Below are 13,085 nucleotides of genomic sequence, written 5' to 3' on the forward strand. Positions count from 1 at the left end.
CAGGATGCGTTCCGCGTTCGTGCTTTCCCGGACGATTCGAGAACGGGATTCGCCTCTCATCCAATGGCTCACCGCACCATGGGCAGACGCGCAGGATCCGCAACGTCCTTTCGCGATGCGGTCGCTGCCGCTCGGCACGGCCTATTCGATCTGGACGGGGATCGGCGCGGCGGGCGCCTTCGTCGTCGGGATCGTGGTGCTGGGCGAGGCGGTTTACCGACCAGCCCCGCGTCGATCTGTCCCGACTTCTGTTTCGCCAACCCCAAAGGTCATGAACCCGGATTCGTCAGATCGGGAGCGTGCGGCCAGACGGGATCTCGAACCTGAAAGCGAAGTCCCTGACGACACGGCTGCAATCCGCGTCGCGGAGTTGCCCATAGAAAAGGCCAGGAATGACGCTCTGGCATCGAACCATGAGCAGCCCCCATCCTTGCTGCAATCATCAATGATCGACATCCGCGCGGCGCAATAGCCCCGGCATAGGCCTGCACGCCGCCTAGGAGGGAACGGCACGAACTCCCCTCGTCGCCAAGACTGCGCCGTTCCGATTCGACGACCGCCCCGAAGGGTGGCACCGGACGGTCCGATTCCCGAATGAGGCGTCAGTAGACGGTGACTTCGGTTCCGATCGGCACCGCATTGAACAGCGCGATCACATGATCGTTCACCATCCGCACACAGCCGTTCGAGACCGCATGCCCGATCGAGGCCGGTTCCGTCGTGCCGTGAATGCGAATCGCCGTGTCGCGGCCGTTCTGATACAGATACAGCGCCCGCGCGCCCAAGGGGTTGGTGGGACCGCCCGGCATGCCGTCTTCGTATTTCTTGTAGGCGGCCGGGTTGCGCTCGATCATCTCGGGCGTGGGGCGCCAGCTCGGCCATTCGACCTTGCGCCCGACCACGGCCTTGCCACGGAATTTCAGCTCGTTCTTGCCGACGGCGACGCCGTAACGCATCGCCTTTCCGGGCGCGATGATGTGATAGAGAAAGAATTTCTCGGACACGATGATGATCGAGCCGACCCGAAGATCGGGCCGCACGTTCACTTCCGTCGGATAGTAGCGCCGGGCGATCGGCCATTCCTGCGGCGCGGGGGCCAGCGCGACCGGCGTGGCGGCGGGTCTGGCCGCGGTTTCCGACAATGCCAGTGCGGGGGATGCTCCGCAGGCCAGTGCTGCAAGAGCGGTCATCATGGTGCGACGGTTCATCGCGGTCTCCGATATCCTGTTCGGGGAAGGCTAACAAAGCGCATCCCGGGTCTCAATCGCCGAACGCCATGGTCCGGCAGAAATCTTAATGTTTTCCCGGCCAAAGCCCGGATTTCGCCCGTTCCGTCAGCGGCGGGCCGCATCCGGACGGGGCAGACCGGCAACCCCCGACCCCGGGCACGGGTTCCCGCAGCGCCCCCGCCGGGATCCGCGCCGCCGCCCCGAGCGGCGCGGACCTGTGCTCATCAGCCCGGCGAGCCGGAAGAAGCCCGTCTTGCCGGACCCGCCACCGCCTGACCGGCCAGTTCCGCCACCACGAAATCCCCGACCGCCGCCCGCGCCGCGACATCCAGATGCAGGCCGGTCTTGGTGCGCCGCCACAGCACGTCCTCGCCGCTGCGCGCCCATTCCCGGTCGATCTGCCAGCGGATCTCGGCCGCCGTCAGCGTCGCGCCGAAATCCTGCCCGAGGTCGGCGGCCCGCGCCGCATCGCCCAGCCAGAGGCGCGCCTCGGTCCCGTAGGTGCGGATCAGCCGCGCGGCCCATGCGGGCGTCAGGAACGGATAGTCGCGTGTCAGACCCTGCGCCAGATCCGCCCCGCCGCCCACCGGGAATGCCCCGCCCGGCAGGGCGACATCCGCCGTCCACGCCGCCGTCGCCTGCGGAAAGAACCGCCCCAGCTTTTCCAGCGCATGTTCCGCCAGCCGCCGGTAGGTGGTGATCTTGCCGCCGAAGATGTTCAGCAGCGGCGCCCCGCCGTCATCCAGCCGCAGCACATAGTCCCGCGTCGCCGCCGTGGCCGAACGCGCCCCGTCATCATAGAGCGGCCTGACCCCGGAATAGGTCCAGACCACATCGGCGGGCGTCACCGGCCGGGCGAAATAGCGCGACACGAAATCGCACAGATAGCGCTGCTCCTCGGGTGTGCAGGCGACGGCGGCGGGATCGCCGTGGTAATCGTTGTCGGTGGTGCCGATCAGGGTGAAGTCCTGCTCATAGGGAATGGCAAAGCAGATCCGCCCGTCCGGCCCCTGAAAGAAATAGGCGCGGTCATGATCGAACAGGCGCCGCGTGACGATGTGGGAGCCGCGCACCAGCCGCACGCCTTCCTTCGAGGGCACATGGATCGTGTCATGGATGACCTCGCCGACCCAGGGGCCCGCCGCGTTGACAAGCGCCCGCGCCCGGAAGGTGCCGGCCGTGGTCTCGATCCGCCACAGGCCATCCTCGCGATGCGCGGCGTTCACCTGCGTCCGGGTCATGATCCGCGCGCCCCGCGCCGCCGCGTCGCGGGCGTTCAGCACGACAAGCCGCGCGTCATCCACCCAGCCGTCGGAATATTCATAGGCGAGCCGCAGATCCCCGCGCAGCGCCGCCCCCGCCGGATCGCGCCGCAGGTCCAGCCTCCGCGTTCCGGGCAGCAGCTTCCGCCCGCCCAGATGGTCGTAAAGGAACAGCCCCGCCCGGATCACCGCCGCCGGACGCCGCCCCTTGAGAAAGGGCAGCATCCGCCCGACGGGCGTGTTCGTCGGAAACCGCATGGACGGGTCCATCGGCAGCACAAACCGCATCGGACGGCTGATATGCGGATTGGCGCGTAGCAGGATTTCGCGCTCTTCCAGCGCCTCGCGCACCAGCCGGATTTCCAGATATTCCAGATAGCGCAACCCGCCGTGGAACAGCTTGGTCGAGGCCGAAGAGGTCGCCTGCGCCAGATCCCCCTTTTCGCACAGCAGGACCGACAGCCCCCGGCCCGCCGCATCGCGGGCGATGCCGCAGCCGTTGATGCCGCCGCCGATGATGAAAAGATCCGCGGGATGTTCCGCCGTGCCCGCCTGCGACGCCTGTGTATCTGCCATGTCCGGTCTCCTGTCCCGGCGAGTGGTGCGCGCCGCGCATCACTTGTCAAACGAAGTTTCGCGGCGCCCTTCCGCCGCCCTGTCGGCGAGTCTCCGCCGACAGGAAAAGCACGGACTTTGCCCATCGGATCACCGCCTGTATGCCTTTGCGCCAAAGGGACAGTGGAGAAAACTCCAGGATGATGCACCGACGCAGCCTGCTGCTTGCCGTTCCGGCGATTCTCGCGCTTTCCGCCTGCGGGGTGTCGCCGCGGGCGTCGTCGAAGTCGATGTCGCCCGATGCGCTGCCGCTGCAACCCGGCGAAACGCAGCAGCTCCGCCAGCTCATCAACAAATACGCCGATCACTATGAAGTTCCCCGAACGCTGGTGCATCGCGTGGTGCAGCGTGAAAGCGGCTACAATCCGACGGCCAGCAACGGTCGCTATATGGGGCTGATGCAGATCGACCCGCGCACGGCCTCTTCGATGGGGCACAGCGGTTCGGCGCGCGAGCTGCTCGATGCGGAAACCAACCTGAAATATGCAGTCAAATACCTGCGCGGGGCGTGGCTCGTCTCCGACGGCAGCGAGGAAAAGGCCGTCGGCTGGTATGCGCGGGGCTATTACTACGAAGCCAAGCGGCGCGGCGTGCTGCACAAGGTCAACGGCTGATCTTGCTGGAATCCGGAATCGCGGGCGGATGGGGCGCAGGGGGCGCTGCCCCCTCGCCCGTTCCGGGCTCACCCCCGGGATATTTTGGGAAAGATGAAGAACAGAAGGGGTGCGCGGGGATTTTGACCCGCGCCCCTATTCCGGCGCGCGCAGGACCCGCGCCGGACGCAGCGCCAGCGGGCGCAGCGCGAAGGCCGCGCCCGCCAGAACCGTGACCGCCACCCCGCCGCAGACCACCGCCAGCGCGGGCGCCGGGGCGAAGCTGTAGCCCATCTCCATCACGAAGCGCAGCGCGGCCCAGGCGGACAGCGCGCCGAGCGCCACCGCGATCGCGCCCGCCGCCGCGCCCATCAGCAGCGACCGTAGCGCGAAGGACCACAGCACCATCCCCCGCGTCGCCCCGAGCGTGCGCAGGAGGGCCGCTTCGCGCGCGCGGGCGGCTTCGCCCGAGGCGGCGGTACCGATCAGCACCACCAGCCCGGTCAGCAGCGTGACCGAGGCCGCCACCGCCACGGCGCGGGCGATGCCCGTCAGTGCCTCGGTCAGCCGGGCGATGGCGTCGCTCACACGGATCGCCGTGACGTTCGGAAAGGCCCGGGCGGTTTCGCGCAGGATCGTCGCCTCGGCTTCCGGCGGCGCATAGACCGTGGCGATTTCCGTATAGGGCGCGCCGTCCAGCGCGGCGGGGTTCAGCGTCAGCACGAAGCCGATCCCGGCGGTCGAGAAATTCACCTCGCGGAAGGAGCTGATTGTCGCGGTGATGTCGCGCCCGAGGATGTTGACGGTGATCCGGTCGCCGAGCTTCAGCCCCAGCTCCGCCGCCTCTTTCGCCCCCATGCTGACCAGAGGCGGGCCGGAATAGTCGCGGGGCCACCATTCGCCCTCGGTCAGCCGTTCGCGCGGCGCATCGGCGAAGGTCACGCCGCGATCGCCGCGCAGCACCCAGTGGTCGCCGCCCACCTCGCGCGCCGGGCGCCCGTTGATCTGGGTCACGACACCGCGCAGCATCGGCGCGGTGTCGATGCGGCTGACGCCCGGCACCGCCTCGACCTGCGCCAGAAGCGGCTGCAACTGGTCGGGCTGGATGTCGATGATGAAGAAGGCCGGCGCCTGTTTCGGCAGATCGCCCGAGATGGCGTTGCGCAGGTTCGACTCGATCTGCCCGATCGCCGCCAGAACCGACAGCCCGAGGCCAAGCGACAGCACCACCGCCACCACCTCGGACCTTGGCCCCGAGATCGCCGCCAGCGCCGCGTGCAGCGCCGGACGCCCCCGCGCCAACGGACGCACCCGCCCCGCCAGCCACCGCAGGCCGAGCGCCGCCAGCGCCAGCACCAGAAGCGCCCCGGCCACGCCGCCCAGCACCGAAACCGTCACCCCCGGCATGCCCGACAGTAGCGCCGCGAAACCCACCAGCGCCGCCGCCAGACCGCCGATCAGCGCCAGCGCCGGCCAGCGGGGCAGCCGCCTGCCCCGCCGGTCCGAGGCGCGATACAGGGTCGCCGCCCGCAGCGTCTCCATCCGCGACAGGGGCCAGAGCGCGAAGACCGCCGCCGTCAGCGCGCCGTAGACGGCGGCCTCGGCCAGCGGGCGCCATGCCAGACCCACCTCGATCGGGATCGGCATCAGCCGCGTGATCGGCCCCGCCGCAAGCAGCACGCCAAGGCTTGCCAGCGCGATCCCCGCCGCGATGCCGCCCAGACCCAGTAGCGCAAGCTGTATCAGGAACGCCGCCCGGATCGTCCCCGCCGTGGCGCCAAGCGCGCGCAGCGTGGCGATGGTGCCGGCCTTGCGCTCGATCCACGCCGAGGTGGTGGACGAGATACCGACACCGCCCACCGCAAGCCCCGCAAGCCCCACCAGCACAAGGAAAGAGGCCAGCCGGTTGGTGAACCTTTCCGCCCCCGGCGCGGCGCGGCGGCTGTCGGACCAACGCATGCCCGCCCCCTCGAACTGCTGGCGCGCCGCCGCCTGCAGGCCGGGCAGCGTTTCCCCGGGGGGCAGCAGGACGCGATATTCGCTTTCGTAGAGCGATCCGGGGGCGAGCATCGGCGTCGCCTCGATCGCGCGCAGGCTGACGATGCTGCGCGGCCCCATGGTGAAACCGCCGCCCGAGGTATCGGGCTCGCGCGCGATCCGCGCCCTCATCACGAATTCCTGACCGCCGATCAGCACCGGATCGCCGGGCCGCACCTCCAGCCGGTCGGCCAGCGCCGGGTCGAGGAACACGCCCGGCGCGCCCTCGTCCAGCGCGGAAACCGGCATCGGCGGATCGAGCTGCAATTCCCCCACCAGCGGATAGGCCGCATCCACCGCCTTCACCTGCGTCAGCGCGTAATCACCCGCGGGGGTGCCCGCCATCGAGCGAAAATCGATCACCTCGGACACCGCCGCCGCATGATCCGTGATCCAGCCGCGCTCCGCCTCCGTGGCGCGGCGATAGGTGAATTCGTATTGCGCATCGCCGCCCAGAAGCACCGCCCCCTGATCGGCAAGGCCCGAGCGGATCGCCTCGCGCACCAGTCCAACGGCGGCGATGGCCGCGACGCCAAGGATCAGGCACAGCAGAAACACGCGAAAGCCGCGCAGGCCGCCGCGCAATTCGCGGGCCGCGATACGAAAGGCCAGCCTCATGTCAGGCGCCCGTCCGTCATGTGCAGCACCCGGTCGCAGCGCGCGGCCAGTTCCGGCGAATGCGTCACCAGAATCAGCGTCGCCCCGTAATCCGCCTGCAACGCGAACATCAGATCCATGATCTGCGCGCCGTTCTTCGCATCCAGATTGCCCGTGGGTTCATCGGCCAGCAGCAAGGCCGGGCGCGGCGCCAGCGCGCGGGCCAGCGCCACCCGCTGCTGTTCGCCGCCCGACATCTCGGACGGGTAATGGGTCAGCCGGTGGCCAAGGCCCACGGCGGCCAGCTCTGCCTCGGCGCGGGGCCAGGCGTCGGGGGCGCCGGCGATCTCCATCGGCAGGGCGACGTTTTCCACCGCCGTCATCGTCGGGATCAGGTGAAAGGACTGGAACACGATCCCCATCCGCCCGCGCCGGAATTTCGCCAGCGCGTCTTCGTCCATCGCCGACAGATCCTGTCCAAGCGCCGTCACCCGCCCCGAAGTCGCGCGTTCCAGCCCGCCCATCAGCATCAGCAGCGAAGATTTGCCGGATCCCGAAGGCCCCGTCAGCCCGACGCTCTCGCCACGGTTGATGTTTTCGCTGATGCCGCGCAAGATCTCGACGGGGCCGGCATTCCCGTCGAGGGTCAGCCGCACATCATCAAGGGAAAGGATCGTTTCCGCCATGCCATCCCGCTTTTCGCTTGCTCTTCTAACGGGATATGGGGCGCTGAACGCATTTCGCAACCGCAGCATCGGCATTGTTTCCGCACTTGTGCTGATGGCGGGCGCCGGGCTGGCGCAGGCGGAGCCGGTGGAAATCCTCGCGCTTGGCGACAGTCTGACGCAGGGCTACGGGCTCGCGCAGGGCGATGGGCTGGTGCCGCAGCTGCAGGCATGGCTCGACCGGCAGGGGGCGGAGGCCACGCTGATCAACGCCGGCGTGTCCGGGGATACGACATCGGGGGGCCGGGCACGGCTCGGCTGGTCGCTGACGGATACGGTCGATGCGGTGATCGTGGAACTCGGCGGCAACGATCTGCTGCGCGGCATGCCCCCCGCCGCGGCGCGCGAAAACCTTGACGCGATCTTGGCCGAGGTGACGGGGCGCGGCCTGCCCGTCCTCCTGGTGGGCCTGAGCGCGCCGGGGAATTACGGCACCGCCTACAAGGCCGATTTCGACGCGATCTGGCCCGAGCTTTCGGCGAAATACCACACCCTCCTGCTGCCCGACCTGCTGGCCCCCATCGCCGCGCTGACGCCCGAAGAGCGCGCGGCGCAGGGGCTGATGCAGGGGGACAACATCCACCCCTCGGCCGCCGGGGTGAAACTGGTGGTCGAGGCGCTCGGCCCCAAGGTGATGGAACTGATCGAGGAAGCGCAGCGCGACTAGCGCCGCCGCCGGTCCAGCACCAGCAGCGCCCCGGCCCCGATCACCGACAGCGCCGCCCCCGTGGCCGCCGTCAGCCCATAGCCGGACACCGCCACGCCGGCGGCAAAGACCGTGGCGCAGATCGCATCCCCCACCAGCTTTTGCAACGCCATCAGCGAGGCCCCCGCCCCCGGCCTGTCGCCCATCAGGTCCTGCAGATAGGCCATCGGCTGCGTCAGCACGACCGCCCCGCCGATGGCGGCGAAGACCGGCAGCACCCAGACCAGCGCCGTCCCCGCCAGAAACGGCAGCCCCGCAAGGTGAACGGCATAGATCGCCGCGCCCACAAAGATCAGCTTCACCTGCGGCACCCGGCCAAGGATCAGCGGCAGCGCCAGCATGAACGGCACCTCGAGCCCCGCCGTCAGCCCGGCATAAAGCGCGGTATCCGCCGCGCCGCGCCCCGGCACCGCCTCGAACACCAGCCCGATGAGGACAAGATACAGCGTGATCGCCCCGTGGATCGTGCCAAGCGCCAGCACCCGGATCAGGATGGCAGGCGCCCAGATCTCGCGCAGCGACTGGCGGAAGGTCAGGCCGGATTTCGGATCGGGCCAGCGCGTCGCCCCGTCCCGCGGCCACCAGAGCCAGACGCACAGCAGGATCGTCACCGCCAGCACAAGGCACACCGGATAGACCAGCATCACCGGCGCGCCCGCGCGGAACACCAGCGCCCAGACCGGCAGCACCAGCACCCAGGGCAGCGCGAACATCGCCCGCAGCGTCGACAGCACCGCCCGCCGCGTGGGATCGGGATGCAGGCTCGCCGCCAGCCGCGCCAGCGCGAAAAGCTGGCCGAAGAACGACCCCGACAGCGGCAGCAGCAGCGCATGGGCCAGCACGAAGACCGGCGTTCTGGGCGCCAGCGGCACCAGCCCGGTGCCGATGGTCAGGAACACCGCCGTCGCCAGCGCCACGCCCCGGCGGTTGGCGCGCTGATCGGCGATGATGCCGAAGCCGATGGACGACGCCACCGCCACCACCGAGGCCACCATCAGCACCACCGAATAGGCCCCGTCCCCCAGCCCGAAGACCGTCACCGCCAGCGCGGACACATAGGGCGCGAGCGAGGCGACATGCGCCCCGAACAGCACCAGCAGCCCCGCCGCAAGCAACAGCGGCGGGTCGCGCAGGATCGGCAGGAAAGGCGCGGCGAAGGGCATGGTATTCCGGGACGAAACGGATGCCGGACGGATCGCCCGTCCGGCGCGGCGATCTCAGGGCAGGACCTTGCCCGGGTTCAGGATGCCCTTGGGGTCGAGCGCCGCCTTGATCGTCTTCATCACCGCCAGCGCCACCGGGTCCTTGTGCGCGGCCATCGTCGGGCGCTTGGAAATCCCCACCCCATGTTCCGCCGAGAAGGTGCCGCCAAGCTTCACCGCCTCTTCCGCGATCGCGGCCCGGATCGGCGCCGACAGCGCCTCGTCCGTCGGATAGGCGGTGTAGTGGATGTTGCCGTCGCCCAGATGCGCGATGACAAGTTCCCGGGCGCCCGGGTCGATTTCCGCCAGACGGCGGTGCATGGTGGCCAGGTATTCGTCCAGCCGGTCCAGCGGCAGCGCCACATCGGTATCGACCAGCAGAGGCTCAGTGAAGGTGATCTCGGCCGCGGCCTCGCGCATTTCCCACAGCTTGCGGCGCTGCGCCTCGCTGGTGGCAAGGATCGCCTCGGTCACCTCGCCGGCTTCCAGCGCCTCGCCCAGCAGGGCTTCCAGCCGCGCGCCCGGATCGTCGCCGGGGATGGTCGTGGCGATTTCGAGCATGATGTTCACCGGCTCGGGCGGGAAGGGACAGGCCAGATCCGGCCGGTAATGCGCCAGCCGTTCCATATAGGTGCGCGGCATGAACTCGAACGCCTCGACCGCGCCGCCGGTGCCCGCCTGCACCTTGTGCAGCAGTCGCAGCGCGCCGGGCAGGTCCCGCATCCCCAGCAGCGCCGTCGCATGCCCCGTCGCCGCCGGCGCCAGCCGGAAGACGGCGGCGGTGATGACGGCGAGCGTCCCCTCGGACCCGATCAGCAGGTCGCGCAGGTCGTAGCCGGTATTGTCCTTGTGCAGCCCGGTCAGCAGGTTCAGCACCCGGCCATCGGCCAGCACCGCCTCGACCCCCAGACACAGCGCCCGCGTCACGCCGTAGCGCACCACGTTCGAGCCGCCCGCATTGGTCGACAGGAACCCTCCCACCATCGCCGAGCCCTGCGCCCCGAAGGTCAGCGGGAACATCAGGTCATGCTCCGCCGCCAGCTCGCGCAGGGTCTGCAGGATCACGCCCGCCTCGGCGGTGACGGTGCGGGCCTCGGTGTTGAACTCCCGCACCCGGTTCAGACGCGCAAGCGACAGCATCAGCGCCCCTTCGGCGAAGGTGCCGCCGTTCAGCCCGGTGTTGCCGCCCACCGGCACGACCGGCGTGCCCGTCTCGTTGGCGAGCTTCAGCACCTCGGCCACCTCGGCGGTCGAGCCGGGCCGCGCCACGGCCAGCGGCGTCCAGTGGTAATGCCCGGTCCATTCCTTGCCAAAGGCGGCGGTATCCTCCGCCCCGGTCAGGACATGCGCGTCGCCCAGAATGTCGCGCAGACGGTCGATGATGGTCATGGTCGTATCCGTATCATGTGAAACGGGCGGAAACCCCGCCCGGAAAATCTCAACGCCAGTCGAAGAAGCCTTTCGGTGCCTGTGCCAGCAGCCGTCGCGCCAGATCGGCCCCGATGGCCACCCCCTCGGCCAGCGCGCCCCGCGCCTCGCCCGCGATCGCCTCGGATCCGTCGGGGCGCAGGATCTCGCCGCGCAGATGCAGCCGATCACCCTCGATCACCGCAAGCCCGGCGATGGGCGTTTCGCACGACCCGTCCAGCTCCGCCAGAAAGGCCCGTTCGGCGGTCAGCCGCAGCCCCGTCGGCCCGTCGTGGATCGCGGCGAGCATCCGTTCCATCCGCGCGTCGCCCACGCGCCGCTCCACCCCGATGGCACCCTGCGCCACGGCGGGCAGCATGTCCTCGGGCGCGATCGGCTGCGCGATCCCGTCCATCCCCAGCCGGTTCAGCCCCGCCATCGCCAGAAACGTCGCCTCGGCCAGCCCTTCGTCCAGCTTGCGCAGGCGTGTCTGCACATTGCCGCGAAAGCCGGTGATCCGCAGGTCCGGCCGCCGATGGGCAAGCTGCGCCCGCCGCCGCAGGCTGGAGGTGCCGACGACCGCCCCCTCGGGCAGATCGGCAATCCCCCGGTAGCGGCGCGACACGAAGCCGTCGCGCACATCCTCGCGCGGCAGGAAACAATCCAGCACCAGCCCTGCGGGCTGCGCCGTCGGCATGTCCTTCATCGAATGGACGGCGATGTCGATCGCCCCCGTCGTCAGCGCCTCTTCGATCTCGCGGGTGAAGACGCCCTTGCCGCCAACCGCCTTCAGCGCCCGGTCCTTGGCGATCAGCGCCGCGTCGTCGCCCGTGGTGTGGATCACCACCACCTCGAACGCCGCCTCGGGCAGGCCGAAGGCCGCGCACAGGCGGTCGCGCGTCTCATGCGCCTGCGCCAGCGCCAGAGGGCTGCCGCGGGTGCCGATCTTCAACGGGGACTGGGGCGTGGGCTGTTCCATCCGCCCGGCATAGCCGTCCGCCCGCAGCCGTGCAAGGTGGCGGCGCTTGACATTTGCGCCCCCGCCGCGATGAAGGGCGCAAAGGAGAGCCCGATGACCGACAAGACGATCCTGCGCGCCCTGCGCGGCGAGGCGCTGCCCCGCCCCCCGGTCTGGATGATGCGGCAGGCGGGGCGCTACCTGCCCGAATATCGCGCGACGCGGGCACAGGCGGGGGATTTCCTGTCCTTGTGCTACAATCCCGATCTGGCGGCCGAGGTGACGTTGCAGCCGATCCGCCGCTATGGTTTCGACGCGGCGATCCTGTTTGCGGACATCCTGCTGCTGCCGCAGGCGCTTGGCGCCGATCTGTGGTTCGAAACGGGCGAGGGCCCGCGCCTGTCCACCACCACCACGCCCGCGGCGCTGCGCGCGCTGAAGGGCAGGGACGACATCCACGACACCCTCGCCCCGATCTACGAAACTGTGAAAATCCTGCGCCGCGAACTGCCGGGCGAGACCACGCTGATCGGCTTTGCCGGGGCGCCGTGGACGGTGGCGACCTACATGATCGCCGGGCGCGGCACGCCGGATCAGGGCCCGGCCCATGCGCTCAAGGCCGCGGACCGCGCGACGTTTGCGGGTCTCATCGAGCTGCTGACCGAAGCCACGATCGAATATCTCTCGAAACAGGTCGAGGCCGGGGCCGAGGTGGTGAAGCTCTTCGATTCATGGGCGGGCAGCCTGAAGGGCCAGGATTTCGAGGATTTCGCCGTCGCCCCCACCGCCCGGATCATCGCCGCGCTGAAGACGCGCCATCCCGGCCTGCCCGTCATCGCCTTCCCGCGCGAGGCGGGCGCGGGCTACATCGGCTTTGCCCGCAAGACCGGCGCGGATTGCGTGGCGATCGACAATTCCGTCTCCGCCGAATGGGCGGCGGCACATGTGCAGGTCGACGGCTGCGTGCAGGGCAATCTGGACCCGCGCCACATGGTGACGGGCGGCCCCGCGCTGGTCGAGGCGACCCGCGCCGTCATCCGCGCCTTCCGCGGCGGGCCGCATATCTTCAACCTCGGCCACGGCATCACGCCGGATGCGGACCCGGAAAACGTCGCCCTGATGGTCGAAACGATCCGGAACGGCTGAGCCCGCCAGCGTCGGTCTCCAGAAAGAGCGGGAAGGAAGGGGGCCAGCCCCCTCGCCCGTTCCGGGCTCACCCCCGGGATATTTATGGAAACACGAAAGCCATCAAGGCCTCGGTTGAGAGATCGGCCGAGGGTGTGTCGAAACTCGTCTTTATGACAATGCCTTGGAAGAAAACTCTCCAGAGGTGCCGGAGTGAGGCAGATAAGGTGCACTTACGTGGACCTATAGGCTACCGAAGGGAACAACGTTCTCCCCCGCGTCGCCGGAGAGTATAATTCTCAGAAATGGCCTAACAGCAGTCCTACGGTCGAGGCTGTGTCAAAACTCACTTTTATGACAGTGTCTTAGAATGAAATTCCCTTACGAAGCCACCCTTAGGCCATCTGCGCGCGCCGATGTGAACATAGATGCCACTGTGGAGAACCGCATTCTCCGGTGCGGCGCCAGAACCGAGTTTTGACACAGCCTCGGCCAATTCCGGACATTCAGGGAAGGTGAAGAAGGAAGGCCCGGCGCGGCTTCTTCCGGCGTGCCGGGGCCGGGCCTTTTTGTCTTCATTCTTCCATAAATATCCCGGGGGTGAATTCGCTGAAAGCGAAGAGGGGGCT

Annotated in this window: 10 protein-coding genes and 1 pseudogene; 4 read left to right on the plus strand and 7 right to left on the minus strand. The window is 69.0% G+C overall.

Annotated features, from left to right (window positions below):
* Nucleotides 1–4 precede the first annotated feature (4 nt).
* A pseudogene (locus D2T30_RS24130) lies at nt 5–214 on the plus strand (DMT family transporter); the annotation flags it as partial.
* A 388-nt stretch (nt 215–602) separates the two neighbouring features.
* On the opposite strand, the gene D2T30_RS12555 reads toward D2T30_RS24130, so the two are convergent.
* A complete protein-coding gene (locus tag D2T30_RS12555; protein WP_128180625.1) occupies nt 603–1,208 on the minus strand; it encodes a L,D-transpeptidase in 606 nt (201 codons plus the stop codon).
* Between the two features lie 245 nt (nt 1,209–1,453).
* Nucleotides 1,454–3,067: a glycerol-3-phosphate dehydrogenase gene (glpD, locus tag D2T30_RS12560; protein WP_128209142.1), complete on the minus strand. Its 1,614-nt coding sequence runs from the start codon at nt 3,065–3,067 to the stop codon at nt 1,454–1,456.
* Between the two features lie 179 nt (nt 3,068–3,246).
* On the opposite strand from glpD, the gene D2T30_RS12565 reads away from it, so the two are divergent.
* Nucleotides 3,247–3,720, plus strand: coding sequence for a lytic transglycosylase domain-containing protein (locus D2T30_RS12565; RefSeq protein WP_128209143.1), 474 nt, complete (start codon nt 3,247–3,249; stop codon nt 3,718–3,720).
* A gap of 135 nt (nt 3,721–3,855) precedes the next feature.
* Here the strand turns inward: D2T30_RS12565 and D2T30_RS12570 are convergent, their stop codons facing one another.
* Together D2T30_RS12570 and D2T30_RS12575 are read right to left on the minus strand one after the other, a co-directional pair.
* A complete protein-coding gene (locus D2T30_RS12570) occupies nt 3,856–6,354 on the minus strand; it encodes an ABC transporter permease (RefSeq protein ID WP_128209144.1) in 2,499 nt (832 codons plus the stop codon).
* Nucleotides 6,351–7,019, minus strand: a complete 669-nt coding sequence (locus D2T30_RS12575) for an ABC transporter ATP-binding protein (RefSeq protein WP_128209145.1) — start codon at nt 7,017–7,019, stop codon at nt 6,351–6,353. Before D2T30_RS12575 ends, D2T30_RS12570 begins: the two co-directional genes overlap by 4 nt.
* Here D2T30_RS12575 and D2T30_RS12580 point away from each other — a divergent pair.
* Nucleotides 7,018–7,725, plus strand: coding sequence for an arylesterase (locus D2T30_RS12580; RefSeq protein ID WP_128209146.1), 708 nt, complete (start codon nt 7,018–7,020; stop codon nt 7,723–7,725). The two genes, D2T30_RS12575 and D2T30_RS12580, sit on opposite strands and share 2 nt — an antisense overlap.
* Here D2T30_RS12580 and D2T30_RS12585 read toward each other — a convergent pair.
* The 3 genes from D2T30_RS12585 to hemC are packed head-to-tail and all read right to left on the minus strand — an operon-like array spanning nt 7,722 to nt 11,352.
* Nucleotides 7,722–8,927, minus strand: coding sequence for an MFS transporter (locus D2T30_RS12585; protein WP_128209147.1), 1,206 nt, complete (start codon nt 8,925–8,927; stop codon nt 7,722–7,724). The two genes, D2T30_RS12580 and D2T30_RS12585, sit on opposite strands and share 4 nt — an antisense overlap.
* Nucleotides 8,928–8,981: 54 nt before the next feature.
* Nucleotides 8,982–10,355 carry an FAD-binding oxidoreductase gene (locus tag D2T30_RS12590; RefSeq protein ID WP_128209148.1) on the minus strand — a complete coding sequence of 458 codons (1,374 nt, stop codon included), beginning with the start codon at nt 10,353–10,355 and terminating at the stop codon, nt 8,982–8,984.
* A gap of 49 nt (nt 10,356–10,404) precedes the next feature.
* The gene (gene hemC / locus D2T30_RS12595; RefSeq protein ID WP_128209149.1) at nt 10,405–11,352 is read right to left on the minus strand and encodes a hydroxymethylbilane synthase; all 948 of its coding nucleotides are present in this window, start codon (nt 11,350–11,352) and stop codon (nt 10,405–10,407) included.
* A gap of 93 nt (nt 11,353–11,445) precedes the next feature.
* On the opposite strand from hemC, the gene hemE reads away from it, so the two are divergent.
* Nucleotides 11,446–12,477 (plus strand): uroporphyrinogen decarboxylase, encoded by a 1,032-nt coding sequence (gene hemE / locus D2T30_RS12600; RefSeq protein WP_128209150.1) that lies wholly within the window; start codon nt 11,446–11,448, stop codon nt 12,475–12,477.
* The last annotated feature ends 608 nt before the right edge of the window (nt 12,478–13,085 follow it).

It is taken from the genome of Paenirhodobacter populi (genome assembly GCF_004022215.1).
In the GTDB taxonomy this organism is placed as follows: Bacteria; Pseudomonadota; Alphaproteobacteria; order Rhodobacterales; family Rhodobacteraceae; genus Rhodobacter; species Rhodobacter populi.